At 42.7% G+C, this 25,680-nt stretch carries 12 protein-coding genes and 3 tRNA genes; 8 read left to right on the top strand and 7 right to left on the bottom strand.

The window, feature by feature from the left end; genetic code table 11:
• Window positions 1-97 precede the first annotated feature (97 nt).
• Window positions 98-1,282, bottom strand: coding sequence for an acetyl-CoA C-acyltransferase (locus tag D1627_RS02175; RefSeq protein ID WP_119430564.1), 1,185 nt, complete (start codon window positions 1,280-1,282; stop codon window positions 98-100).
• A 920-nt stretch (window positions 1,283-2,202) separates the two neighbouring features.
• Here D1627_RS02175 and D1627_RS18625 point away from each other — a divergent pair.
• Window positions 2,203-4,872: a T9SS type A sorting domain-containing protein gene (locus tag D1627_RS18625; protein ID WP_119430563.1), complete on the top strand. Its 2,670-nt coding sequence runs from the start codon at window positions 2,203-2,205 to the stop codon at window positions 4,870-4,872.
• A gap of 31 nt (window positions 4,873-4,903) precedes the next feature.
• On the opposite strand, the gene D1627_RS02165 is transcribed toward D1627_RS18625, so the two are convergent.
• The 5 genes from D1627_RS02165 to D1627_RS02145 form a co-directional block, all read right to left on the bottom strand.
• Window positions 4,904-5,347, bottom strand: a complete 444-nt coding sequence (locus tag D1627_RS02165; RefSeq protein ID WP_119430562.1) for a PaaI family thioesterase — start codon at window positions 5,345-5,347, stop codon at window positions 4,904-4,906.
• A 105-nt stretch (window positions 5,348-5,452) separates the two neighbouring features.
• Window positions 5,453-5,857 carry a DUF983 domain-containing protein gene (locus tag D1627_RS02160; RefSeq protein WP_119430561.1) on the bottom strand — a complete coding sequence of 135 codons (405 nt, stop codon included), beginning with the start codon at window positions 5,855-5,857 and terminating at the stop codon, window positions 5,453-5,455.
• A gap of 103 nt (window positions 5,858-5,960) precedes the next feature.
• Window positions 5,961-6,599, bottom strand: coding sequence for an HD domain-containing protein (locus D1627_RS02155; protein WP_119430560.1), 639 nt, complete (start codon window positions 6,597-6,599; stop codon window positions 5,961-5,963).
• A 224-nt stretch (window positions 6,600-6,823) separates the two neighbouring features.
• On the bottom strand, window positions 6,824-7,780 hold the full coding sequence (locus D1627_RS02150; RefSeq protein WP_119430559.1) for a tetratricopeptide repeat protein: 957 nt from the start codon (window positions 7,778-7,780) through the stop codon (window positions 6,824-6,826).
• Window positions 7,777-8,748 (bottom strand): VWA domain-containing protein, encoded by a 972-nt coding sequence (locus D1627_RS02145; RefSeq protein ID WP_119430558.1) that lies wholly within the window; start codon window positions 8,746-8,748, stop codon window positions 7,777-7,779. The genes D1627_RS02150 and D1627_RS02145 overlap by 4 nt, the downstream gene beginning before the upstream one ends.
• Before the next feature lie 336 nt (window positions 8,749-9,084).
• Here D1627_RS02145 and D1627_RS02140 point away from each other — a divergent pair.
• The 3 genes from D1627_RS02140 (at window position 9,085) to D1627_RS02130 (ending at window position 9,509) form a co-directional block, all read left to right on the top strand.
• Window positions 9,085-9,171, top strand: a tRNA-Ser gene (locus tag D1627_RS02140).
• Window positions 9,172-9,290: 119 nt separating this feature from the next.
• Window positions 9,291-9,364: transfer RNA gene (locus D1627_RS02135), tRNA-Pro, on the top strand.
• A 71-nt stretch (window positions 9,365-9,435) separates the two neighbouring features.
• A tRNA-Arg gene (locus D1627_RS02130) sits at window positions 9,436-9,509 on the top strand.
• A gap of 137 nt (window positions 9,510-9,646) precedes the next feature.
• Here D1627_RS02130 and D1627_RS02125 read toward each other — a convergent pair.
• On the bottom strand, window positions 9,647-10,327 hold the full coding sequence (locus D1627_RS02125) for a hypothetical protein (RefSeq protein ID WP_119430557.1): 681 nt from the start codon (window positions 10,325-10,327) through the stop codon (window positions 9,647-9,649).
• 214 nt (window positions 10,328-10,541) lie between these two features.
• Between D1627_RS02125 and D1627_RS02120 the strand changes: the two genes are divergently transcribed.
• The 4 genes from D1627_RS02120 (at window position 10,542) to D1627_RS02105 (ending at window position 25,666) form a co-directional block, all read left to right on the top strand.
• Complete coding sequence (locus tag D1627_RS02120; protein WP_119430556.1) at window positions 10,542-13,415, top strand: helicase-related protein; 2,874 nt, start codon at window positions 10,542-10,544, stop codon at window positions 13,413-13,415.
• Between the two features lie 35 nt (window positions 13,416-13,450).
• Entirely contained in the window at window positions 13,451-18,358 is a 4,908-nt protein-coding gene (locus D1627_RS02115) for an Eco57I restriction-modification methylase domain-containing protein (RefSeq protein WP_199688356.1), read from the top strand.
• A gap of 138 nt (window positions 18,359-18,496) precedes the next feature.
• The gene (locus tag D1627_RS02110) at window positions 18,497-23,911 is read left to right on the top strand and encodes a sacsin N-terminal ATP-binding-like domain-containing protein (RefSeq protein ID WP_119430555.1); all 5,415 of its coding nucleotides are present in this window, start codon (window positions 18,497-18,499) and stop codon (window positions 23,909-23,911) included.
• A 9-nt stretch (window positions 23,912-23,920) separates the two neighbouring features.
• Entirely contained in the window at window positions 23,921-25,666 is a 1,746-nt protein-coding gene (locus D1627_RS02105; protein WP_119430554.1) for an AAA domain-containing protein, read from the top strand.
• The last annotated feature ends 14 nt before the right edge of the window (window positions 25,667-25,680 follow it).

The raw sequence follows: 25,680 nt of genomic DNA, 5'->3' as shown, positions 1-25,680 counted from the left end.
TACCAGTTAAACTCGAATTTTGAAAAAATACTTAATAAAAAAGCCTTACGCTCTAAAACGTAAGGCTTCTTGCAAATTATATGCCTGAGGGCAATTATTATATTTTCTCGATAACGATAGCTGATGCGCCGCCGCCGCCGTTGCAAATGCCTGTTACGCCAATCTTGCCGCCTTTTTTATCAAGCACATTACAAAGTGTGGCAACAATACGCGCACCGGATGCCCCAAGTGGGTGACCTAAAGATACCGCACCACCAAATACGTTTACATTACCGCCTTCTAGGCCAAGCTTTTGGTTGTTAGCAATAGACACCACCGAGAAAGCCTCGTTTATCTCGTAGAAGTCTACGTCAGAAGCTTCTACGCCAGCGTTTTTAAGCGCTTTCGGGATAGCCAGCGATGGAGTGGTTGTGAACCAAATTGGGTCCTGTTCGGCATCGGCAAAGCCTAGGATTTTGGCGATTGGCTTCACGCCCAGTTCTTCTGCCTTCTCTTTGCTCATGAGTACCAGGGCCGCTGCACCATCATTCAGGGTAGAGGCATTGGCCGCGGTTACGGTACCCGCTTTATCAAACACAGGGCGCAGGCCAGGTATCTTTTCGAAGTTTACTTTCTTGAACTCCTCGTCTTCAGAAACTGTGATCGGGTCTTTGCCACGCTGCGGAATTTCTACTGGTATGATCTCATCTTTCAGTAAACCAGCCTCTGCGGCTTCAGCCACTTTTTTATAAGAGCTTACGGCATACTCATCCTGCATTTCACGGGTAATTTGCATTTCTTTAGCCGTATTCTCAGCAGCATTTCCCATATGGAAATCATTGTAAACGTCCCAAAGGCCGTCTTTCAGCAAGCCGTCTGTCATTTGGCCATGGCCAAGCTTGGCTCCGAAACGGGCTTTGTCAAGGTAGTAAGGCACGTTGCTCATGCTTTCCATACCGCCTGCCACGATCACATCTTTATGGCCAAGCATAATAGCCTGGGCCGCAAACATAATGGCTTTAGAACCCGAGGCGCATACTTTATTGATGGTAGTGCACTCCACTTCGTGGCCAAGGCCAGCAAAAATGGCTGCCTGGCGTGCAGGTGCCTGGCCCAGGTTGGCAGAAAGTACGTTACCCATAATAACTTCCTGTACTTTGCTTTTATCTACACCGGCTCTTTCCAGTGCACCTTTTATGGCAGCGGCGCCCAGTTGCGTAGCCGAAAGGCCTGCCAGGTTACCTCCAAATGAACCGATTGGCGTGCGTACTGCCGAGATAATATATACTTCTTTGGTTTGCATAGTTTTGATTTGAATTGTTGCGTTTTGTTGTGAAGTTACAGTGATTTCCACTCAAAAACAAACGATCGTTAGCTAAGTCGAGTTCAATCCAGGGCCTCGTGCGACAGCAATAATAAACCCAAGTTCATCTGCGATTCAAATATAAATTGCATCATTAATTTATGAGCGTACAGCTATACATGCTGGCGTTTTGCTGAATCTAGCAGCTTGTGAGGGTGGTTGTTTCTGAATCAATTTATTTTTTCCTGATGCTGATTATATAATTTAATGTGAAGCCAAAACTGTGTAGGCTACTGTAAGGATTAGACTGTTTTATAGTATGGATTGCACTAGAAATTTGTATAAGCTTCTGCACATTAGGCATTCGCTACGGATTTTTTGTTATAAACTGTTTTTTTTTGAAAAGTGATTTTATCGCGAATTACAATCTTGCTAAAGCTTCTCCGATTTTTATAAAATCTAGGTTAAAGTATTATTCATGTCTTGTACTCTAAATTTGTAATGGGATTATATTAATATGCTGTATTTGTGTCAGTTGTGATTAAATTGAATTAAGAGAATATTGTATGTTTAATGCAATCTTATACACCAAGTAAACCCTGATAAAACAACATATTAAACTATGTTAATTTAACTATATATGGTTAGTTTTGAATTACTTTGCTTTCTAAGGCCGTCCAGTTTTTATGCTTTTAACCTAAACTATGCCATCAATATCTACGCTCAAAGTTGTTAAATACTTTACAATTTTTTTGGCTGCATTAGTCGGGAATCTTCAAGCTTTTGCTAGTGCCAGAGAGATAGGGAATACTGTAAAGCCAGCGGTTACAGTTACTAATATAGCTTGAGAAAAGTATGAAACTCCGGCAAGCTTCACTGAGAATTTAGCGCCGGAGGCACAGAATGTGACAAACCCTATTATGCTGGCAACAGCAGGCGCTACAGCACTTAGTGCACTACAAGCCACGGACGATGGCGCAGTAGTTTCTTTCAGCTTTACAAGCTTGCCCTCAGCAGCTCAAGGTACACTTACTATAGATGGGGCGGCTGCCGCACTAAATACAAGCTATCCATGGTCAGCAGCTAACCTATTGGCCTTTACACCTGCCAGCGGTATTTCCACGGACGTTACATTTGCCTATACTGTAACAGATGCGGAAGGACTAAGCGACGAAAGCCCTGCCACCTTCACCATCCCGATTAACAAGGTGCCTGTAGCAGCGAACATTACAAACGCGAAGCTCCTTAAAACAGCTGGAGCTACGCAGCTCAGCACGTTGACCGCGTCTAGTGATGATGCAGTCGCTTACTTTCGGTTAACCTCAGTACCTGCAGCAGCAGTTGGGGCGCTCACAGTGAATGGGGAAGCAGCAGCAGTTAATGTGGACTATCCGTGGTCATGGGCCAACTTGTTGGTTTTCGATCCGGCACCTGATAATACCTCTAATGTAACGTTTGCCTACACCGTACAGGACGCAGCAGGGCAATTAGATGAAAGCCCTTCCACATTCACCATCCCGATAAATCTCGAGCCAATAGCCAGGCCAATGAGCTCGCAGGTATTGCTAAATACTGCCGGGAGCACGCTGCTAAGGGTTATTCCTACCTCATGGCCTTCGGATCCGGACGGCACTATTGTAGGGTTTAAGTTTACATCAGTTCCCATGGCAGCACAAGGTATCCTAAAGCTGAACAATACAGTTGTTGAAGCCAATATAGTTTATGCTGTCTCTAATGTTTACTACCTTTTCTTCGATCCGGCTGAAGCTAACCTTGCCGATGTTGTGTTTGACTACACAGTGGTAGATAATTCAGGAGAAGAAGACCCGACGCCAGCTAGAGCAGTCATTCCAATTAACAGTGAGCCTGTCGCCAATAATGTTACAAACACTACCTCCATTTCCAGCTCGGCAGCTAAAACGCAGTTAGTCGCTTTGAGTGGCGCCGACAGAGACCCTGAAGGCAGCATCACTCATTTCCAGATAAAACAGTTACCAACAGCGCAACAAGGTACACTTTATATAGGCGTTGATAAGGCTGTAACCAACACGAGTTACGCATGGGCAAATGCTGGAAATTTATACTTTGACCCTGCCTATGGAAATGAAGCAAATGTATCGTTTGCCTTTACCGTAATTGACAACGAGAATGCTGCAGATGGCACACCAGCAACTTTCACAGTGCCTATTAAGCTGGACTTTGACCTGGATGGAATAGAAGATAAGGACGATCTGGATGACGACAACGACGGCATACCGGATGACCTGGAAGGTACTGATGATAAGGATCAGGACAATTTCGAGAACTTAAAAGACTTAGACTCAGACGGCGATGGCATTTCTGACGTGTTGGAGGCCCATAAGGGAATTGCGCCCGCTAGCTATGACCATGCTTTGGCTCGGCTAACAAGCCCCGTGGGCACCAATGGCTTGCCCAACAGCGTGGAAACCAGCGACGATACTGGGCTGCTGAACTATACTTTGCCGGACACGGACAGTGATGGTGTTGAGGATTTTTTAGATTCGGATTCTGATAACGATGGCGTACCAGACACTATAGAGGCTCAGGACTTAGGTGCTATTACCACTAAATCGGGTGCAGATGCTGATAACGATGGCTTAGACGACAGCTTTGATGCCGATTGCGGATGCTCCTCAGAAGGCACACCTATTGCTCCGCTTGATACTGAATCCGATGGCATACCGGACTACCTGGACGCTGACAGCGATAACGACGGCACCCCAGATGAACACGAAGCCCACGATGCCAATAACAGCGGAAGTTCTATTGATGACTTAAAACTATTGGGAGAGGGTTTCAGGACCAGGGCAGTTGGCGGAAGCTTAGATTATTACCCAGCTGAAAACGAATCTACTACCTGGCTAAACGATGCTGAGAGAAATGGCATCACAGACTATTTGCAGTTTGGAACCGGGTACTATTACGATACAGATATGGATGGGCTGGTAGATTTATTCGATGCAGACAATTACGGAGAGGTAGTGAGTATCAATGCATCCTTCCGCGATCCTGGTGTTAAAACGCCTTTGCCAGTTACCCTTGTAAGGTTTGCCGCTCACAAGCAGTCCGATGCGGTGATACTGAGTTGGGCAACTGCCTCCGAGAGAGAAAACGATTACTTCGTGGTTGAGCGTAGCCTGGATGGCCGGGCATTTGCCGAGATAGGAAGCGTACAAGGCGCGGGCAACAGCAACAACCTGTTAAAGTATACTTTCCTAGATATGCAGGCACCAACTGGCAATATTTATTATCGCCTCAAGCAAGTTGATTTTAGTGGAACGTTTGAGTATAGCAAAGTGGCATCGGTTAAAATAAGCAATATGTTTGAGGCAAGGTTAGGTGTATACCCAGTCCCGGCCAAAAACTTACTGCATTTAGATCTAAACACGCTTCCTGAAGGAAATTACGCGGTACGCATCTTAAATATGCAGGGCCAGCACATGCGGGAGCTGGTTTTATCAGGAATGGCTGTGCATACAATCAGGCTAAATAAACTGGCAGCAGGTAAATACATTATTCAGGTGCAAGGCGAACAGCTACATCAAACAGAGAGTTTTATAAAGCAATAAGGCCGTTGGAAACGCCTAGAAGCTAGAGTACTTATACCTGCACGTATCCATCCAACTGGGCTAAGGGTTTGGTAGTGCGCATAAATTGGCCTGTGCCAAAGGCAACTTCTTTGCCACGCTCATTATAAAGGGTTGCTTCAGCTACATACAGGTTTTTGCTATGGGACCGCAAGATGCCTACTGCCCGCACGGAGCCGTTGCTTACCGGGCGCAGCAGATTAAGCTGAAATGAAGATGTAACGATAAATACATCGTGCACCACGGAGGCAGCCGCAAAGTATGCTGCATCATCCAGCAGCTTGAAGTATACAGCACCGTGCATGGCATCTGCGCCGTGAAAGTATTTCGCCTGCACAGGCAGCGTAATCTCGGCGCGGCTGTGGCTTACGCAGATGCTGCTGCCATTAAACAGCTCCTGTATCTTGGCCTGATGGTAAAGATGCTCTAACCGCTTAAAATGATCCTTATGTTGCATGAGGCGAGTATATGCATAATTGGGCTGCTTATCGGACTACCCAAAGCCACTTATTAGAGTTGAGGAGCTACAAGTTCAAATATAGTCATGAGTGGTGCAGGTAAGCTATGTTCTGGCTTCAGGCGCCGACGAGGAGGCTGCATCCTTTTTATAATGTACAAAAAAGTTAATCCAAATTGCCCGCGACATCCGGAAGATAAACGGGTAGAACAGGAGCAACGCTAAAACCAGGGAGCCTAAAAAGCTGGTCATCGTAGTCTCATCCAATAACACGCTCATGGCCACGAGTATGGTTATGGTAAGCGCTGTAGTTAAGGCATAGCTGACATACATGGCACCGTAGTAAAACCCGGGTTCGGGCTCAAAGCTTTGTTGGCAGCGGGGGCAACTCTTATACATCCGGCTGAATTTGGTGTAACTCCAGCCTTTGTGGGTGTAAAGGTCTCCTTCGTGGCATCTAGGGCATTTATACTTTAGAATGCTATAAAGCTTTGAACTTTTGTTAAGCATGATATCTGCGCTTGTTAGTTAGTTTCATCTGCAAAAGTACTGCCAAGCTGTTTACGCACAAGGCACAAAGGCTGCGCTGCGTGGTACAAATGCTTTATGGCTTTTATAAGCAGGCCGGGACCTGTGCAGCCATGCGTTGTTTCACGGTGCCCACATCAATGCCGGCAGCCTCCATCTTTTGCACAGCCATTTCTTCTATCAATTCCTTAAATTGAGTGAGGCAGGAGTCGAAGGCGGTATGGCGGCCCATCAGGAACACAAACTCCTGCTCAATTTCGATCCATGTGCTCATGTCGGCATGGTTGTGCTGCAGCTGTACTTCCAGCTTATCCAATGCATTGGCAACCCGGGCCTCGTAAGAAACTTTGTCCTCAAACTCGTGCCAAAGCTCGAACACATGCTGGCCAATGCCGTTGCCAAGTTTAGTGCGCAGGTTCTCGATGGCAGCCAATTCCGCTTGGCGCTTTAGGGCTTTCAGCGCAGCGGTGTTAACCTCAAAGGCCGGAATATCGCCGGCCTCGGCCTCTACCAGGTCGTGCACAATTACCATTTTAAGGGTACGGGCTACATCTAGTTCAAAATCCAGGTATGGTTCGAGCAGCACAACCATCAGCGACATGCGCCACGTATGCTCTGCCACGCTCTCCTGGCGGCCATTGGAAAGCCAGCTGTGGCGCATTTCATACTTTAGCTTTTCGGCAAGTTGCAGTACCTCAAGTACTTGTTTTAGCTCTTTTTTCATAAGTTTTAGAAGGTGTTTTGTGGCAATGGCAGTAAACGAAGCGGCTATGCAACAGCATTGGCGTAGTATGCAAAGATATAAAAACCCGCATGGTTAGCGGTAACCGTGGCTGCCACCAGCACCTATATTATCTAAAACGGGTACCCAGCTCAACAAACAGCCATAATTCCCCGACGAAAAGCAAGTTGCCCCGAGAAGGGATGCCTTACATGGGTAAATATGGTTTACCAATCCGGCTTGCTGCGGTCGGGTTTTCGGGTTGATTTCTTGGGGAGCTGCTGGATGTACTGAAGCTCGGCATTACGCATGGCATCAAGTAACAGCTTTGCTTTTTCGGGGCTCATGTTGGCCTGTTGCAGCCTGGTGCGGCGTGTCTGGGCGCGCCGGTCCTCCTCCGATATGCCCTCGCTGCTGGTGCTGCGTTGCATCTGGCTCGGGTCGAATTCGCTGCTCAGGTTCTGGCCTTGCTGGTCGCCGGGGGTATTTCCTGCGGCTTCCTCTCGTTCCTGGTCACCTGTGGTTTTATCCTGGCTTTTAGTGCCTGTGTCTTGTTTTTGTTGCCCCTTTAGGTCTGGTTCAGTGGTTTCTACCTCTTCCTGTTGGTCTCCCTGAGGGTCGGGCTTCTTTTTAGGCTGCGGCTCCAGGTCTTCTTCGGCGGGAGGAGGTGCCTGCAGGCTGTCGTTCTCCGCTGCGGTATCATTATTCTCTTCGGGGAGCTTCTCTTGTTCCTGCTTGGCAGCCTCCGGGTGTAGTTCCAGGTATTTTTTTAGGAGTTCATAATTGTAACGGGCTGCGTCGTTGGAAGGCTCTGCAATAAGGGCTTGCTTATAAAAGGCAAGTGCCTGTTTATACTTTTTCTGCTTGGTATAGATGTTGCCTAACTGCAGGTGGGCGACTGCCCGCAAATGCTGTGTAGGATGGTCAGCGAGCAATTGGTAACTAGCCATTGCCTGGGGGTATAAGCTGGCTTGGTAGTATGCGTGTGCCAGGTTCAGCCGAAGCTGGTCATCATTTACTTCCAGGTCCTCTACAAGGTATTTATAGGATGCAACAGCCTCTGTGTAATCATGGCGGGCATAGGCTGCTGCGGCATTCCGGGCGTTGCTGTTGATACGTGAAATGGCGGTAATGCCCCCCCCGAATAAGCTGATGAGAAGTATGGCCGCAAGCGCTGTTTTCATATCCGCACCAGTTTAACCGTAATTAACACATCCAGTAGAATCAGCAGGAGCGCCAATGCAAGCGGGTATATGTACTTATTGGCTGTTACGTCAATTGTTTTGCTCTCACGCAATTCTCCCTCAATATTGTTTATGGCATTAATGAGTTTCCCTACCTCACTCACGCGGTCGTTTACCTCAAAGTATGCTCCGCCCGTTAGTTCTGCTAATTGTACCAGCGGTTCGGGGTGTAGCTGCGTTGTAACCACCTGCCCCTCGCCATCCCTTTTAAACGAGCGCCCTGCCGGAATACGGCCTCCATCAGTGGTGCCGACCCCCAAAGTATAAACACGTATGCTCTGCTCCCGTAGCTGCTCTGCCAGGTTTTCTACTTCTTCCCCAAAACCCTCTCCGTCGCTGATCAGTACCAGCACCCGCGCCTTCTGCTGCTCGGCACTTGTATTGTTTTCCTGTTGCAGCTTTTCGAGTGCTAGTTGGAGTAGAGGCGCAAAGTCGGTGCCGGAGTAGGGCAGAAGGCTGGTACGCAGCGTTTGGGTATAAAGTATGAGGGCATTCTGGTCGAAGGTGAGCGGGCTTTGGACAAAGGCCTCGTTCGAGAATACCATCAGCCCGATGCGGTCAGAATTAAAGCGCCGGATCAACCTTTGCAGTTCGTGCTTGGCTTTTTCCAGCCGAGAAGGTTGCACATCTGTGGCATCCATAGACTGGGATAGGTCTACGGCTATGTAAAGGTCCTTGCCAATGGTTTTTATTTCCTTCTTCATGGCACCGAATGAGGGGCCAAGTATGGCGATGATCAAAAGGAAAAGATAAATATGCCGGAGCAGGAATTTAAACCAAACCCCATGCGGGCGCTTGTTGAAAAAGAGAGCCACCCTTCGCACACGTAGCAGATACGCGATATACAGCACAAAAAATAGTGTGCCGAACAGAATTTCGAGTATCGTTAGATTTTGGTACCAGCTCATATGTTAAGGGTGGTGCGCAGCAGGTGTGTTTGCCCGCCCAGGCACAGCCAATCACAAATATACTAAACCTGCGCCACACCTGTATGCCTTGTGTAGGTACAGGATGGCTATAAAACCTGGTTGCAAAGAACGTTTCCCTAAGCATGACAAGTATAAAGCTGCCAGCCAAAAAATAATTTTAGATTTTTTGCGACAAGCAAGATTTGCTGTATCAGATAGTTAGCCCTGCTATTAGGCGGAATAAGTAAGTTTTTGGCTGAATTTTTAGGGGAGGGGGTTGCGTTATATCAACTGATGTAGTATGTTTGCAATCTCTTAAGCAGTAAGAGAAACCACGGAGAGGTGGGTGAGTGGCTTAAACCAGCAGTTTGCTAAACTGCCGTACTGGTAACGGTACCGGGGGTTCGAATCCCCCCTTCTCCGCTGTAAGATGATGATTAAAAAAGTTTCTAAAACTTTTGCGAATCGGAAATCTTATTTTACCTTTGCACCGCAATCAGGCAAAACGGTTGAACTGCCGCTAGTTTGAAAGCAAAATAGTTCGGGGTGTAGCGTAGCCCGGTATCGCGCCACATTTGGGATGTGGAGGTCGTAGGTTCGAATCCTGCCACCCCGACTAAAAAATTTCGGAAGAGATTCCGAAATTTTTTGTTTAAGGGTAGAGCATTAGCTCTCCTGATAAACGCTGGTCTCGTAGCTCAGCTGGATAGAGCAACTGCCTTCTAAGCAGTAGGTCTTTGGTTCGAATCCAAACGGGATCACATTTAATTCAGAAAGCGCCTGTAAATCAAGTATTTGCAGGCGCTTTTTTATTGGGTCAAGTTATAGGTCAAGTTGATTCTTGCTTATCAGTAGTATTCAGCACCTATAACTTAATTTGTTGATGCTCGCTTACATGCTAATCAGCCACGTTACCTTTTTCGAGGTTCTGAGTTTCAAAAGCAAATTTTATAATATACACCACTGTTAAAATAGCAAACCACGTGCTCACTATTACAGCAGGCATTATTAATATGCTCTTCCCCCAATAGTTTTCTATCAAGTATCTGATAGTAAAGTACTCAAACCAAAAAGGTATAAACCCAATCATAAGCAATATAGGAAGAGCAAGTATTATAAAGATGCAACCAAAGGCTAAAGGTCTCAGGCTTATTTTAAACAAATCAGACAGGAATGAGAATGGCAGGAACTGGAGAATTATATCCCCAGGGTTGCTGAGTTGAGAGACTGACTTTATCTCATTGTATAGTAGATAGTGAGCCATTACCTTGCTCATTTTGAGGGTAACAGCTAAGTGGTTATTAAGAACCGCATAGTAGAAGTAAAGGAAAGCAAAAACTGGAGGTATCATAATAGTGCCTACCTCTGCTTTGCTGAGCTCAATGATACCGAGGTTAATATTGGATATAGAAGCGTCCTGAATTAGAAAGTATGATATAAATGTAAGCAGAAGCAACAGTAAGATTCTCTCTATTCTCGTGTTGATTGTTTCTATTTTAGCCTTTAAGCTATCTAAATACTCCTTTAGAACGGATCTGTCTGACCTGTTAATAAATTCTACTAGTTCTTTTTCGTTCATAACCGATCGGTGGCTGTGAAACAAAGATAGGAGTTAAAATCTTCATATATAGTTTGCAGCTCAAGTGGGGGGATAATGCTGGGCAAAGAACTCATTTCTCGTTATAATCAATGTTTTGACAATTTGTTAAGTAGGTGATAGTAGTCACCTAAATAGATCATTGTATCTTTATGGATTTTTACTATATCTTTATGATATAATATTTACCCACGAGATGAGCATTGCATACGCCCCTGGCACGAGAATATCTACAAGAGGAGAGGATTTCCTGGTTACCAATATCATTGAAAACTATGATGGATCTGTTCTGTTGGATGCAGAAGGGATAAGTGAACTGGTAAAAGGAAAGCGATTTACATTCGATTCTAAACTAGATACGGATATTCAGGTGCTGGATCCTGTAAATACCAAGCTAGAGGCCGATACCGATTATGGGTATAGGAAAACAAAGCTATACCTGGAGACGCAGCTAAGAAATTCTGTTACTAACAGTAACAAGATATGTATAGCTCAGAAAGCTGCTTTCAATGTAGCCGACTACCAGTTTGATCCCACTCTTAAAGCGTTTAAGCTACCACGTCCCCGTATTCTGATTGCTGATGGTGTTGGCTTGGGTAAGACCATCGAGGTGGGTATTTTCCTCTCTGAGATGATTAAGAGAGGAAAGGGGAAGCGTGTGATGGTGCTGGCCTTGAAATCTATTCTGGGGCAGTTTCAGCAGGAAATGTGGAATCGGTTTGCTATACCTTTGGTTCGTCTTGATTCACAAGGTATAGCCCAGATCAAGGCAGAATTACCCGCCAATAAGAACCCGTTCGATTACTACGACAAGACTATTGTGTCTATCGACACACTAAAGAATAACGCTAAATTCAGACACTACATCGAAAAGTCACGCTGGGATATTATTGTTATCGACGAATGCCATACGGTAGCCAACTCTTCCAGCCAGCGAGGCGACCTTGCGCAGTTCTTGGCTACTAAATGTGAGTCGCTGGTGCTTACATCTGCTACGCCACACAACGGTAAAAAGGAAAGCTTTGCCAATCTGATAAACATGATTGAGCCAACGGCTATACCTCGTACTGGTGACTACGCTAAAGCTGACGTGGAGCCATATTACGTTAGACGTTTTAAACATCACATCCTTGATGCGGAGGTACAGGCCAATTTTCAGGATCGCAAGATTGTACCTATACATGCGCCGCTTACTGATGTAGAAGAAGACTTCCTGAGAGAGCAACAAAAGATTAAGTTTGAGGCACTCAGGAACTTGGATAAAGAGACAGAGGAAAACCTGTTTGGTAAGAACAAACGAGCGGAGCAAAGGGACTTTCTTTTTGCGATCGGCTTGTTCAAAGCTTATATGTCCTCACCTAAGGCTGCATTTTCAACTATTTGTAACCGAATAGACAGGATTGAGAAGTCTGGTGTGCAGACAGAAAAGGCTGAGGATAATCTTGATTTATTGAAAGGTCTAAAAGAAGGCCTAGAGATTATACTTGCTTCTAAAAAGGACTCCAAGTACGAAGCTTTCAAGAATCAGCTTGTTAAGCTGGGCTGGAGTGGCCGACCAAAGGACGATCGTATTGTCGTTTTCGCTGAGCGAATTGATACCATAAAATACCTACGGGAGCGCCTGACGCAGGACTTCAATCTTGATGAGAAAGCTATAGTTGAATTTCATGGCGGCTTAACAGATGTGGAGCAGCAGGGTATAGTTGAAGACTTCGGTAAGAAAGACTCTGATGTTAGGATTCTGATTGCTTCTGACGCAGGCTCTCAGGGGGTTAACCTGCACTACTACTGTAACAGGATGTTTAACTACGACATCCCTTGGTCGCTGATAACCCTGGAGCAACGAAACGGTAGGATAGATCGCTACGGCCAGAAAAACACGCCTTATATCTACTACCTAGTAGCAACTTCTGAAGTAGAGGGATTAAAAACGGACTTGCACATCATTGAGAACCTTACTAAAAAGGAGGAAGAGGTATACAAGACCTTAGGGGATGCTGGCTCAGTACTGAAACTTTATGACTCAGGTCAGGAAGAACAAATTGTACAGCAGGCTATTGCAAAACAGGATGAGGGTTTCTTAAGCGACGATATTGATTTTGACCTGGACGCGCTTTTTGCAGGAGAGGGTGATATAACAGACAGCCATGTAGAGGAGGAGCCTGTTGAAGAGGTTGCGACGCTGTTTGAGCGTGACAACGAATTCTACCAAAGCCTGATTGAGCAGCTAAAGAGTGTGCAGCTGTTGGAGCAGCAGGATGCAAATTTTGTTGATCCTACTTATCTGGAAATCAGAAATACAAAAGAACTTAACGCTATACTGTACGACTTGCCACCTGAGGCGAAAGTGAAGGTAAACGACATTTACCGCCTGAGTACTGATAAGGGTACGGTGCAGAATGCCATAGAGGAGGCACGGAAGAAAAAAGGGGAGTGGGCCAAGTTTCAGATGCTATATGATCTGCACCCTATTATGCGCTACTTCATGACGAAGTTAGAAGCGAGTGTAGATAAGGATGTGGCGCTTGTGGCAAAGCTATCTAGGCTGCCAGAGGGCAGAGCATATTTTGTGGTGCATGGCCAGATCACGAATAACCTGGGGCAGGCTGTGGTGTCTTCTTTCTTTGTAGTGCCTTTGAGTATGGCGGGAGGTATAGCTGACAAGCCTTATACGCTTAAGGAGTTTGTAGACAAGTATAAATTAGATGCTGACCTGAGCACAGAATATGTGGCTGAGTCAGATACAACGCAACTCACGTCCTTGTTGCCAGAGGTTGTACAGTTCGGGCAGGAATTATACATGCGCCAGCTGCAAGTGCAGAAGGAAATTGAAATGGAAGGCTTGCTTACGAAATACCAGGAGCAGTTGAAAGCTTGGGAAGCCTCTGCCAAAGAGCAGGTAGCTATCGACTTTCAGGATAAAACCATGACGGGTATCATTATGCGAAAGAAAGAAGATACGGAGCGTGAGATTGAAACTATTGTGAGCAGGTCGAGCCAATATTACAAAGATCTTACCTCGCTTAACCAGGACGCATACCTGAAAATACTGGCTGTCTTCTATAACTAGTCAGCTGCACCAGAAAACAGATTAACTAAAGGCACATGATGATTAAGTTCATACAAAATATAGGCGATTACTTCTCTTCCAACTACTTCGACGAAGACTTTACCAGCAAGGTATTGAACAAGTCTGGGTATGCGGCAGAGGATATAACGGTTTTTAACAAGCGTATCAGTGCGCTGAAAGATAAGTACTACCGCTTTAAGCAAAGCTATCTGGAAGACCGCCTACGGGTGAAGGATAAGATTACCAAGACGCACGAGTTTCATACGCTTGTGCTTAACGCCTTAGGGTATGAGGGTGATAAGCCAGAGTATAAAGACCTTTTCTACATCAATGATGAGGAGGTTATACCTGTGCGCCATAGGCTCTTCAGAGGCGAGAACCCGCACCTGATGATCATGGAAATGCAGGCGCTGATAAAGGAAGGGGATGAGGAGCCTGATGGCCTGTTTGAGCAGCGCTACAACGTAGAAGACGATACGACTGTACAGAACCCGCAGCGCTACCACCGTTCGCAATGGGAGAATGTGTTTACCGTACCGCGTGATCTTAAAATATCTCCTGCCATCATCAACAAAGCTGTATCGGAGCTTTTCCTGTTAGACCAGCACCGCAGACCAAAGTATATTTTGCTGTTGGCGGGTAATGTAGTGTTCCTGCTGGAGCAGGAGAAGTGGTTCAGAGGTAGCTACCTGCAGTTTGACCTGGAGGAGTTGTTTAATGAAACCGCTAAGAACAGGAATTACTACTCGCTATTCTACTTCCTGATAAGCAAGGAAACGCTGGCACCAGATGCGGACATCGTGCTGATGGAGCAATTAGACGAGGATTCGCATAAAAGTGCCTATGCTGTAACTCAGGACCTAAAAGAAGGGGTAATACATGCCGTAGAAGCGCTGGCAAATGAGGCAGTATGGTACTTCCAGAATATAACACACAAGAAAGCCATACTTGAGGGTACACTTACCAGCGATGAGGAGACCCTGGAAACAGGCGAACCAGAAGAGGAAGAACTGAAACTGGATGCAGCGAAGTTGAAGGATGACTGCCTTACCATGGTATACCGTTTGTTGTTCCTGTTTTATGCAGAGTCTCGCCCGGATCTGGACATACTGCCTGCTAACGACCAGACCTACCAGCATGGCTACTCCCTGGAAATGCTGCGCGACCTGGAGCAGGTGCCACTTAATACGGCATCTAGCCAAAATGGCTATTTCTTCCACGAATCTTTGCAGCGCTTGTTTAACCTGCTTAATAGCGGTTACCGAGAAAAAGAACAGGATAACAGGAGCTTTAGAGTTCGAAGCCTGGATACCCCTCTGTTTGAAGACAGAAAGTTAACATACCTGCCACAGGTAAAGATAAGGAACGTAGTATGGCAGGACATTATTTGCCAGCTATCACTCTCCCGTAAGCAGAAAGGCAAGGCACGTGGTCGAATCTCTTATGCCAACCTGGGTATAAACCAGTTGGGTAGTGTATATGAGAGCTTGCTGGCTTTCAGAGGTTTCTTTGCCGAGACAGAATACATAGAAGTACACCCGAAAGGCAAGCCAAACGAGGGTACTTACCTGGTGCCACGCCACCGCCGGGACGACTTTGATGAAGGCGAAGTGCTGAAGGACGCTGACCATAAAATGGTGGTGCACAAAAAAGGTACTTTCATTTACCGCCTGAGTGGCCGTGACCGCCAGAAATCTGCTTCTTATTATACCCCAGAGGTACTTACCCAATGTACGGTAAAGTATACCCTTAAGCCGATACTGGAAAAGCTGGATAAAGGCGAAATGAAAGCCCTGGACCTGTTAGAGCTGAAGATACTGGAGCCTGCCATGGGCGCTGCCGCTTTCCATAACGAGGTAATAAACCAGTTGGCAGAAGCTTATTTGGCTTACCGACAGAAAGAAGTTAAAAAGAAAGTAGCCCCAGACCAGTTCAGAGAGGAGCTGCAAAAAGTTAAAGCATACATTGCCCTGAACAACGTTTATGGCGTTGACCTTAACCCAACCGCAGTAGAGCTGGGCAAGCTCTCGCTGTGGCTTAACGTGATACACAAAGAAATGCATACGCCTTTCTTCGGTTACCGCCTGGGAGTAGGTAATGCCGTAGTAGGTGCCTGGTTAAAGGTATACCGCCATAAGCAGTTTGCTTTTGTGCCTATTGGTAAAGCAGGTACAAAGTGTGAGAAAAAAGAGTGGTGGAACGAGGCGCCTAAGGCATTGGCTTTTGGCAAAGAGAAGATCAATCGAAAAGAAGATGAAGTATACCATTTTCTGTTGCCAGATGTGAACATGGTACCTTCGGCAGGTATAAAGTTGCTTAAAGGCGAATACCCCGACGAGGCCAAGCGCGTAAGCGACTGGCGCAAAAAGTTTTGTGAGCCGCTACGTGCCGATGAGTACCAATTACTACAAAAGCTTTCTGAGCAGATTGATAAGTTACTTGAACAACATTACCGCTTTCAGCAGAAAGTAAATGCCTTTACCCGCGATTTGCCGGGCATTTTTGGTGTTGAAAAGCCAACGCTGCACTTCCATTCTTATGCTGAGAAAGAGGAACTAGTAGAGGCTCGCTTTGGCAAAAATGCGCCATACTTTAAGCTGAAGCGCGTGATGGACTACTGGTGTAGCCTGTGGTTCTGGGATGTGCGCGACGCTTCTGAGTTACCTACCCGAAAGCAATGGTTCGATGAGGTAGCAGCTATACTTGACTTTAAGCCTGAGGACAAGAAGGATGGTATTAATGCTACTAAATCTATGCAGAGTGAATCGCTTAGAGGAGTAAAACAAAGCGAACTGCAATTTTACAGAAATGATGATGAAAAGGTAGTTGTTGAGGAAGCTATTTCGGAGTTTGTTACTGATAAGCGTCAGGAATTATTCTCTTCTAAACGGCAGCAGATTGTTGCCCAACTAAATAAGCAACACCGCTTCTTTCATTATCAGTTAGAGTTTATCGAGGTCTTTAGGGAAAGAGGAGGCTTTGATATTGCTGTTGGTAACCCGCCATGGCTGAAGTTGCAGTTTGAAGAGAAAGGGCTTATGGGTGAAGCTTTCCCTGAACTAGAGATTCGCAAAGTTTCTGCTCCTAAAGTACGTAAGCTACAAAGTTCATTCTTAGAGGTGGCAGCACATAAAGAAGCATACTTTGAAGAATATGTTGGAACTGAATCTGCTGCCACGTTCATGAACGCATATCAAAACTATCCTTTATTAGTAGGGCAGCAAACTAATCTTTATAAATGTGTTCTTTCGAATGGTTTCAACTGGATTTCTGAAAAAGGATTTTTAGGCTTATTACACCCAGAAGGAGTATATGATGATCCTAAAGGCCAGACTCTAAGGAAGGAAATTTATCCGAGGTTAAAGTATCACTTCCAGTTCGTCAATACTTTAAAATTATTCTCCGAGATTCTACACTGGGTAACTTATAGTGTTAATATATATTCTGGTCGAAAGAAAGATATAAGCTTTGTATCTGTAAACAACTTATATCATCCAGCTACTATTAGCTCAAGTGAGAAGCATGATGGTACTGGAATGTGCCATGGACTTAAAATTAAAGATGACGCAACAGGGAGTTATACCTGGAACATTAAGCCCCATTCCAGTAGGCTAATAAAAATAGATGAGGAACGACTTAGAATACTAGCGAATACCTTTGAAGGAAGTAATAAATGGGAAGAGGCAAGGCTTGTAAGTATTCATGCTCAGGAGATTATGAGTGTACTAGAACAGTTTGGAAGCTTTTCTTCGTCTGTAAGTCAATATGAAACTAAAATAAGTGAGGGTTGGCATGAAACAAACGACGTTAATGAAGGATATATTCAGCGTAGTACCAAGTATCCTGATTTTGAAAGCTATGAAATGATTTATAGTGGGCCCCACTTTTATGTTGGAAATCCATTATTTAAGTGTCCTCAAGAAATCTGTATAAAGCACCATCAATATGATAATGTAGATTCATTACTTATAGATTCAAGCTATTTTCCAAGAACAAACTATGTTCCTCATAATGTGACAGAGGAATATAGTAGTATTATGAGAGGTTTTGCAATAGGTAAGGATAGAGAAAGTAATCCTAAGTATGACAACTGGCTTGATCACTATAAAGTAGGGTTTCGGAAAATGTTGAGCCAATCAGGTGAAAGAACACTTATTGGTTCAATTCTTCCACCTAAAGCTGCACATGTAAATGGTGTGATAAGCTTAATATTTAAAAACACAGAAAGACTGCTCGAGTTTTCAGCCCTTACATCTTCTATAGTTTTAGATTTCTTCATCAAGACGGTAGGTAGATCAAATTTATATGATGTTACAATACAATCCTTCCCTTTAGGTGTTAGCGATGAATACAAACCGGCTTTAATTGCCAGAGTGCTATTACTTAACTGTCTTAATCAATACTATTCCACCCTTTGGGAAAGAAGCTGGAAAGCGGAGTTTGTTTTAGATGAGTGGAGTAAGGGGGATTCTCGCTTAAAGCCTTTCTCGATCCTCAGCCAAGAATGGACATGGGATACTCCGTTACGTAACTGGTTTGAACGTAGACAGGCTCTCGTTGAGATAGATGTAATTACTGCCATGGCTCTTGGTCTGAGCTTGGAAGAACTTATACTTATCTACAATGTGCAGTTCCCTGTCCTACAACAGAACGAAGATGATACCTGGTATGATCAGAAAGGAAATATTGTCTTTACCTGCTCTAAAGGCCTTACAGGTGTAGGTGTAGATCGTCCTGTATGGGAGCAAATACGCAACCTGCAGGAAGGCGAAACATATGATCATACCATAGAGAAGAGTGAGCTATACTATGGCAAAAAAGTAACCTATTACGCCCCATTCGATAAGTGTGATCGGGTAGAAGACTACAAGCTGGCCTGGAAGCATTTTGAGAAGGTTTTTGAGCAAGAACCTGTAGAAGTAGCGCCTACCACAGAAGCATAAACGCTAACATAGCGCAGCAAAATATAAGCCTGTAGCCTTATAATATTAAATTATAAGGCTACAGGCTTATATTTTTTATAAACTAATTACTATCTTGCTTTTACTATATAGCTATCGAAAACAAATACCTTCCTTACCATGACCATACAAGACTTCTTGTCGGCACAGCACGTGCCTGAAAACCGTTTCTACGGTATATATTCCAAATTAAATGATGAACGCGGCTATCTGAACGAGCTTATCTCTGCTAATGAGTGTAAGTATCTAATTCACCCTGATACAGGCCGCAGAATGGGGGTTGGTATACCAATAAGTATCCTTGAGTTAGAAGATGGCGGGTTTTATGAGTTTAGTATTGCGTTAGCACCTGAGAGTATCCGTACCAAAACCGGAGATAAGTATTACCTCAATATTGATAAAAAGAAAGGATACAAAAAGTTAGATAATAACCCTTTTCAGGAAGTTATAAAGCAACGTTTTGAACGCCTGGATAACCCAGATGCCAACTTAATTATTGCCAGCTTACTAAAAGAGGTAGGAAAAGGGCTTTATTCCTCAAGAAAACGGATGTTTTTTGAGCTCTTGCAGAATGCAGATGATGTGCCTACATCTTCAGGAGATGTTAGGTTTTATCTGGAGACAAAAGGTGATTACCTTATCCTGATGCATGATGGACTTCCTTTTGATAAAGATGATGTAGAGTCTATCACAAGTGCTGCAGAAAGTACCAAACAGAAGCGCCAGGATAAAACAGGTTATAAGGGTATAGGCTTTAAGTCAGTTTTTACAGATTCTGAAGAAGTTATCATTAAATCTGGTGGTTTCAACTTCAAGTTTGATAGATACAACGAAAGCTATAAAAGCTTTAATACGTTTTACTTTGAGGGCAGAGATAAATACATCAAGTATCCAGGGCTGCGTGAAGATGATCAAAAGAAATATGCAAGTGCTTCCAAGAAGTTTCAGGGCTTAACCAGTATTCCATGGCAGCTACTGCCTCTGTGGGCAGACACTTTGCCTGATGATTTAGAGAAAAGTGATTTCACAAAGAATAACAATGTAAGCATTGGACTTAAAATAGGAGCTAATAGCTTAACAGGTTATGAAAATGAGATAAAGGAGTTATTTGATGATGGCAGATTCCTGCTTTTCTTAAGAAATACTTCTCTCGTGCAATTCAGTAATCATTTTCTTAGAGTTAATAAGAAGAAGCAAGATGATGTAGTTAGCATAAAGCTGGATTTCCCAAAGCCAAAGCCATCTGAGTTTCTAACCTATACAACTAAAGAATTTGCAGTACCTGTAAACGACGAATTAATTGAAGAGCTTGATATAGATTTAGTTCGCTGTGAAGAAGAAGATACTATAGAAATAGGGGAAAAACGCTACTTCTTTAGTACTAAAGATGGTAAAAAATTGGAGACTATACCTCCCAAAATTGCTGCATTCAAAGCTGCTACTGTGTCATTCGCCGCACCGGTTTTTAAAGGTAAAGTAGATGAAGAACCTTCTTTTAAGAAGAATGAAAGGTTCTCTTACTTCTACACTTACTTACCTATGCGTGAGAATCGTCTTCGACTGCCTTTTCTAGTAAATGCGGATTTTATACCTTCTTCAAATCGTGAAGAGCTACAAGGAGATAATCCATGGAATCATTTATTGATGGGTTTGATAGGCAAAAAGATGGTTGAATGGGTAGCAAACCTTGCTCTCCAAGATGAACCTAATTATCTAAACCTGCTCCTGCCTAATGAGATGGAAGCAGAGGACAATGACGTAACCGAGCTAGTTAAGTATTTTAACAATTCATACCTACAAGCAATAGAGGAAGTAGCATTTATACGGAACGAGGACGGTGAACTGCAGCATCAGAAAGATACCGTACTAGATCTGATCGGTATTACAAAAGTTATACCTGTATCGCTATATCATGAGATAACAGGTACAGGCAAAAAGTTGCCAGCTAGCGATATTGATAGCAGAATACTTAAGAAAGAAGTATTCGGGGAGATTACCAAAATAGGATATGCTGAATTACTGGAAGCATTAGCTGATGATGAAAAATGCCTAGCTCTTAAAAAATGGTTGGTAAATGTCCCATCAGAAACTATCAAACCCTTTATCAATTGGGTTGAAGAAGATTTGATACCTCAATGCGAAGTACATCAGCTTACAGATAAACTTACTGAAGTGCTATGTACACTTAATCTTTTTCAGTTTAATAAAGAAATTTCATGTGACATTCAGCATTCTTTTGATAATCATAGCAAATCTTGGTTTTACGAAGCTAAAGAACTTAGACTAACATCTGGATATATTGAGTGGCTCAATGAAAAGGACCAATATGCTTTATTGATTACTACAAGCAAACTGAAAAAATATGCAGATGTATTGGTTAAGACAGGATTAAGGTTTTCAGATGATTTTAGTTCGTATACCAATATTATCAATACTCTAGTAACAGATGAAAGCCTTAACAAAAATGCAGAGCTACTCTATAGTAAAATAAAATCGTTAGCCGCTTCACAAGATTATAACACTGCTGAGGCAATCAACCTATTAAGCTTTATTAAGTCTATAAGAGGTAATTATTATGAAATAGCAATTTCAGAACTTGCTATTTTCCCTACAAAAGGAGGCCTTAATCTCCCACTAAAAGCACTTGTCCATCAAGATACACCAAATCTTCATCCATCATTCAATCAATTTTATTTAACATTTGCTGACTGGCAGCTAATCAAGAATACTCCATTAGCTGACGCTACCATTACTTTCGACAAGGTAATCGATGAAATTGTATGTAATGAGAAACACTTAGAATTAGTTAAGGCAAAAGTAAATGCAGATACTCTGCCCTCATTTTATGAGGCACTTAAAAAGTATTTAGACGAGAGTGAATATGAGGATTTATCCCGCCAAAGTATAGAGGTTATCTGTACCTCTACAGTTGATGAATTGCTTTTTGACATTCCTGGTAATGTGCTGTATAATGATGCCCTTAGGAATCTAACAAGGGATGAATTTCATGCTGTAAAAGAGATTCTGGAAGAATGCAGTAATTATAAACTTAGCCTTCCTGTTTACGAAGCGCTTGACTTTATTGAAAGTGCTGCTTTTAAGTGTAAAGATGAGTCTGTGGTAAGTTATATGCAGAGTGATTTAGAGGTGCCTGTATCTTCCATTGATGCTTTGATTAAGTATTTAAAGTCGTCTGAACATAAAGAGCCATTGTTTAATCGGGTACTTTTAAAAAGTACAGATAGCTCTAATATTCAGATAGGGATTAATAAGACTGGTGGTACACATCAGGTCAGGGCAAATAAAAAACTGTACGAATATGCGTGTTCTTTTAATGGTTATGAGAACAGTTATTTCCTGTTGCCAGGTAGCATAAGAGACAAAGCCTTAGAAGATCTCAAGCTTATGTATGAGCGGGAGTTGATTGATCACCTTTTAAATGAGGCTGAATACGATTGCAAGCTCGTTGAGTTTATAGAGGGGAAAGGTGCTGAAAGAGAGCTTAAGTTTTTAAGCAATATTTCTGAAATTCCGCTTTATACTACTGATGAAGGTACTAATACGTGGTCTTTGTCAACTCTTAATTTAATAAAGCCTATATTATTAAAAGAAGAGTTATCAAAGACAGAAGTTGACTTATTAAATTGTGTAAGGAAAGCTATTACCATTGATGGTAAAACCAGAGAAGAATACAATACAGCTCAGGATGTTGTACTAAAAAGTAACACCGAAAGTAACAAGCAATATGTTTTTGAGCTCTCACAGCTAATTGAAACAAATAACAAGGGGCTTTCAATTAAAGAGATCAAAACTATACTCCCGAAGTGGTCATCTAAAGAGCTAGAAAAACTATTTGAGCCTCATAGAGTGACTGCTAAAGAAATTGAAGAAATATTTAAGAAAGATAAAACTTATTCAGGCTATAAACTTGCTTTTGCAGTTTGCCTTTTTGATGCTGGTTTTAAACTTATAACTGGCCTTAATTTCAATTCTGGATTATCAGAAAGGTTCACAAATGGATTTTTAGATGAGATAAAGAAACAAAAAGCATATCACTTTCTTCCTCTGTTAAAATGTTTGCAAGTTAATAACCATGATGCTATAATACTTGACGCTAGACTTAGGCTTGAAGGGTCAATTGAGGAGCCTCCTAAATGGCTTGAAACTTGGGGTAAACTAGATAAATCTAATCTGGAGTTTCTTTATAAGTCAGGTCTTAAAGGGGCAGATTCGGACCTAATTGAACTCCGTCAACAATTCCTGAAAGATGAATTTGATGATACTTACTCATCTTTAATTCATTCAAAGGAAATACCAATTGGCGCATATAACCGCACTCTTGAATGGTTAGTCAGCACATTTGAAATTCTTTCTTCACATCAAGCCAAAGCTTATGTAGAATTATGTGAGGCCATGCTGGGGAAGGCAGGGCATGTGATAAGCCATGTAATACAAGAGAGCTTTGAAGAAGATGGGATAACAGCTTATAGCTTTACCAAAGCTGCAAAATATTTTATCCCTTCTGATTTTACGGAAGAAGAAATTAGACAAGTTAGCGTTGTTGCTAATGCGAATAATATCCCTCTAATTCCATCTTTTTGTCCCGTGAAGCTATCGTTAATTTTAGGGAAAAAGGCAGTTGAAATCGAAAAGAACGTACTTGATCCTGCTTGTATAGAAGATGCAGAACTGTGGGGCAATCAGTTCTACCAAAACTGGGCTTACAGAGACACTTATAAAATTTATAGAATTCAATCTGAATTTAGCAGGATGGATACTGTATTTGATGAGGCAATTGTTGTCTATGAAACTGAAGAAAAGGTATTGGAACATGATGGCTCATATTATACTAACATACAAGATGATCAAGAATTAGCACTATCTCTTCAGTTAAGTGATACTGCACATATACTTGAGTTAGTAAAAGGTATAATTGCAGACAAATCTGAGCCTAGAAGAAGAGAAGAGGAGGATTATGATGATCCAAATTATGCAACAGAGTATGAGGAAATAGTGAGAGATTTCCGAGACTTGGACAAAGTAGTACAAATGTCTAAGAATAAAGAGGCGTTGCAGAAAGGAATTATACACTTAGCGGATTCAGGCTTTGAATTCTCTGTATCTTTTATATCAGGTAATGCAATATACAATGCCAAGAAAGATGGAATATCTTATAAATTTTACTTCCATTCTGCTGTGGGCGGTTTACTGTTCCTTACTCCTGGTATAATGGAAGACTTATATGAGTCTGAAACAGGCGTTATTGTTCTTTATCCTAATGGACAAGTAAAGCATTTTGTCGGAATAGATGAACTGATTGAGAATCCAGAAAACAGTTACTTCTTGCTAAGGGCAAAGAATAATAAGGATAAAGAGCAGTTTCGGCAGGTGATTAGTGTGGCTCGCCAATATCAGTCTCACTTCATGTTCGTGACTTCAGAAGAAATGAGAAAGAAACTTTATGATTCTCGGGAGGAAAGAAAGCAAAATCAGTCACTCAAAGGTCAGTCTGATTTTGACCCAAGCACATTTTAAAAAGGAGCAATGATGACACTTGATGAGCAGAATCAGTTTTACCAGAGAGAACTGGATACGCTTGAGTTGGCCGTTAAAGAGATATTTTATTCATCGGCAGCTTCACTAAAAGCCAATGGTAAGCTTCACAGAGGTTTGTATACTGGTTATGATCCTAAAAGGGGCAATATATTCATAGACTTTAAGCTTAGTGCTGGTGAGAAGTTGCCAAGGCTAGATAGCGAATATCTTTGTTTTTTGGTGAGCCCAGAGTTTGTGCATGAGAGCAGCTGGGGAAGAAGGACATATCAAGACTTTATAGGTGATGTTGCAGAACAAGATATTACTGAAGTTAAATTGGTTAACTACACTGAATCATTGTCTGGAGATCCTAATAGAATAGCTGGAATTTTCAATGATGTAAGTCCAGAATTTTTAAATGGGCTTAAGCCAAATGCAGTAGTGCTATTGGGGCCTAAAGAGCCACCTTATGAGTATTTAATCAATTTAAAAAAGCTAACAGAAGAGGTAAAGAGCAACAGTACTTCTAATGCCAGTTACTGCCGGTTACTTAACTTTGAATATACATTAGAGGAAAATCGGTTTCCGGAGATAACGGTTGATAGTGATAAGCAATATCTGGATTTAATATCTCGTGCTGAGAAGGAAAATGTTATTTCGATACAAGGACCTCCAGGTACAGGCAAAACTCATTTAGTTGCGCAAATTGTGTCTGAGTTGCTGTCAAAAAATAATTCAGTATTGCTTACTGCCCAAACTAATAAAGCTGTAGTAGAGGTTTGTAACAAAGAGTTCTTGAAGCCATACCTAGATCAGGGTGTAGTGTATAAGAGAAGTCTAAAAACTAATGAGATAGCTCAGTTTCCAAAGCTACAGCCTATTTCTCAGGTAACCGCAATCCCTGGCAGCCTTATACTGGCGACGTATTATACTTTCTCCAATGCATGGGAAGAATTCAATCAGGCTGTATTTGATTATGTGATCGTGGAAGAGGCAAGCCAGGCATTTCTGACAACCATTGCCGGAGCTCTAAAAATGGGTAAGAAAGTAATAGTTGTTGGAGATTCATACCAGCTTGAGCCTATCGTAAACCAGAACAGACCTGAGCGAATATCGAAACACATTTATAAACTCATAAACGGGTTAGAAACCTTCGTTCAAATTTCTGATTATGCCTACCTAAGAAAAATCATTTCATATAGATTAACAGGCAGGTCAGTATCCTACACAAACTATTTTTATGAGAACACTCTTAAATCGGGCAATAAGAAAACTAAAACAAAGTATCTGGCACATTTAGGCTCATTTGAGAAATATATTCATCCAGATGGAGGTCCAACGCTTATAAAACTGGCTATGCCTCGCACAAAAGAGCCGGGCTTATCCTTACAATTCTTGAAGAACTCCATACAAGAAATTGACACAAAGCAGCTTGAAGTAGCTATCCTGACCCCCTTTGTGGACACAGCTAAATTTTTACAATCAAGTTTGCTGCCTGAACTCAAAGGTAAAAAGGTATTGATTGAAACAGTTGATAGAGTACAAGGTCTGGATGTAGACCTATGTTTCTATATTTTGCCAGATACCTCAAAAGACTACTCCCTGAGCCGGAACAGATACAATGTGGCAACCAGCAGGGCAAAATTAGCTTCCATTGTTGTTGGGCCTAAACAGTTGGCTGGTGCTCTCTCAGGATCGAGCGAGGCTTTAAAATATTTGCGGGCTCTCGATAAAGAATTTTCTTTCGATTTATAAAATTAAAACAAGCT

Source organism: Pontibacter oryzae (genome assembly GCF_003576375.1).
GTDB classification, from domain to species: Bacteria; Bacteroidota; Bacteroidia; order Cytophagales; family Hymenobacteraceae; genus Pontibacter; species Pontibacter oryzae.
The sequence above is the reverse complement of the archived record's forward strand: the minus strand, read 5'-3'. Positions and strand labels throughout refer to the sequence as shown.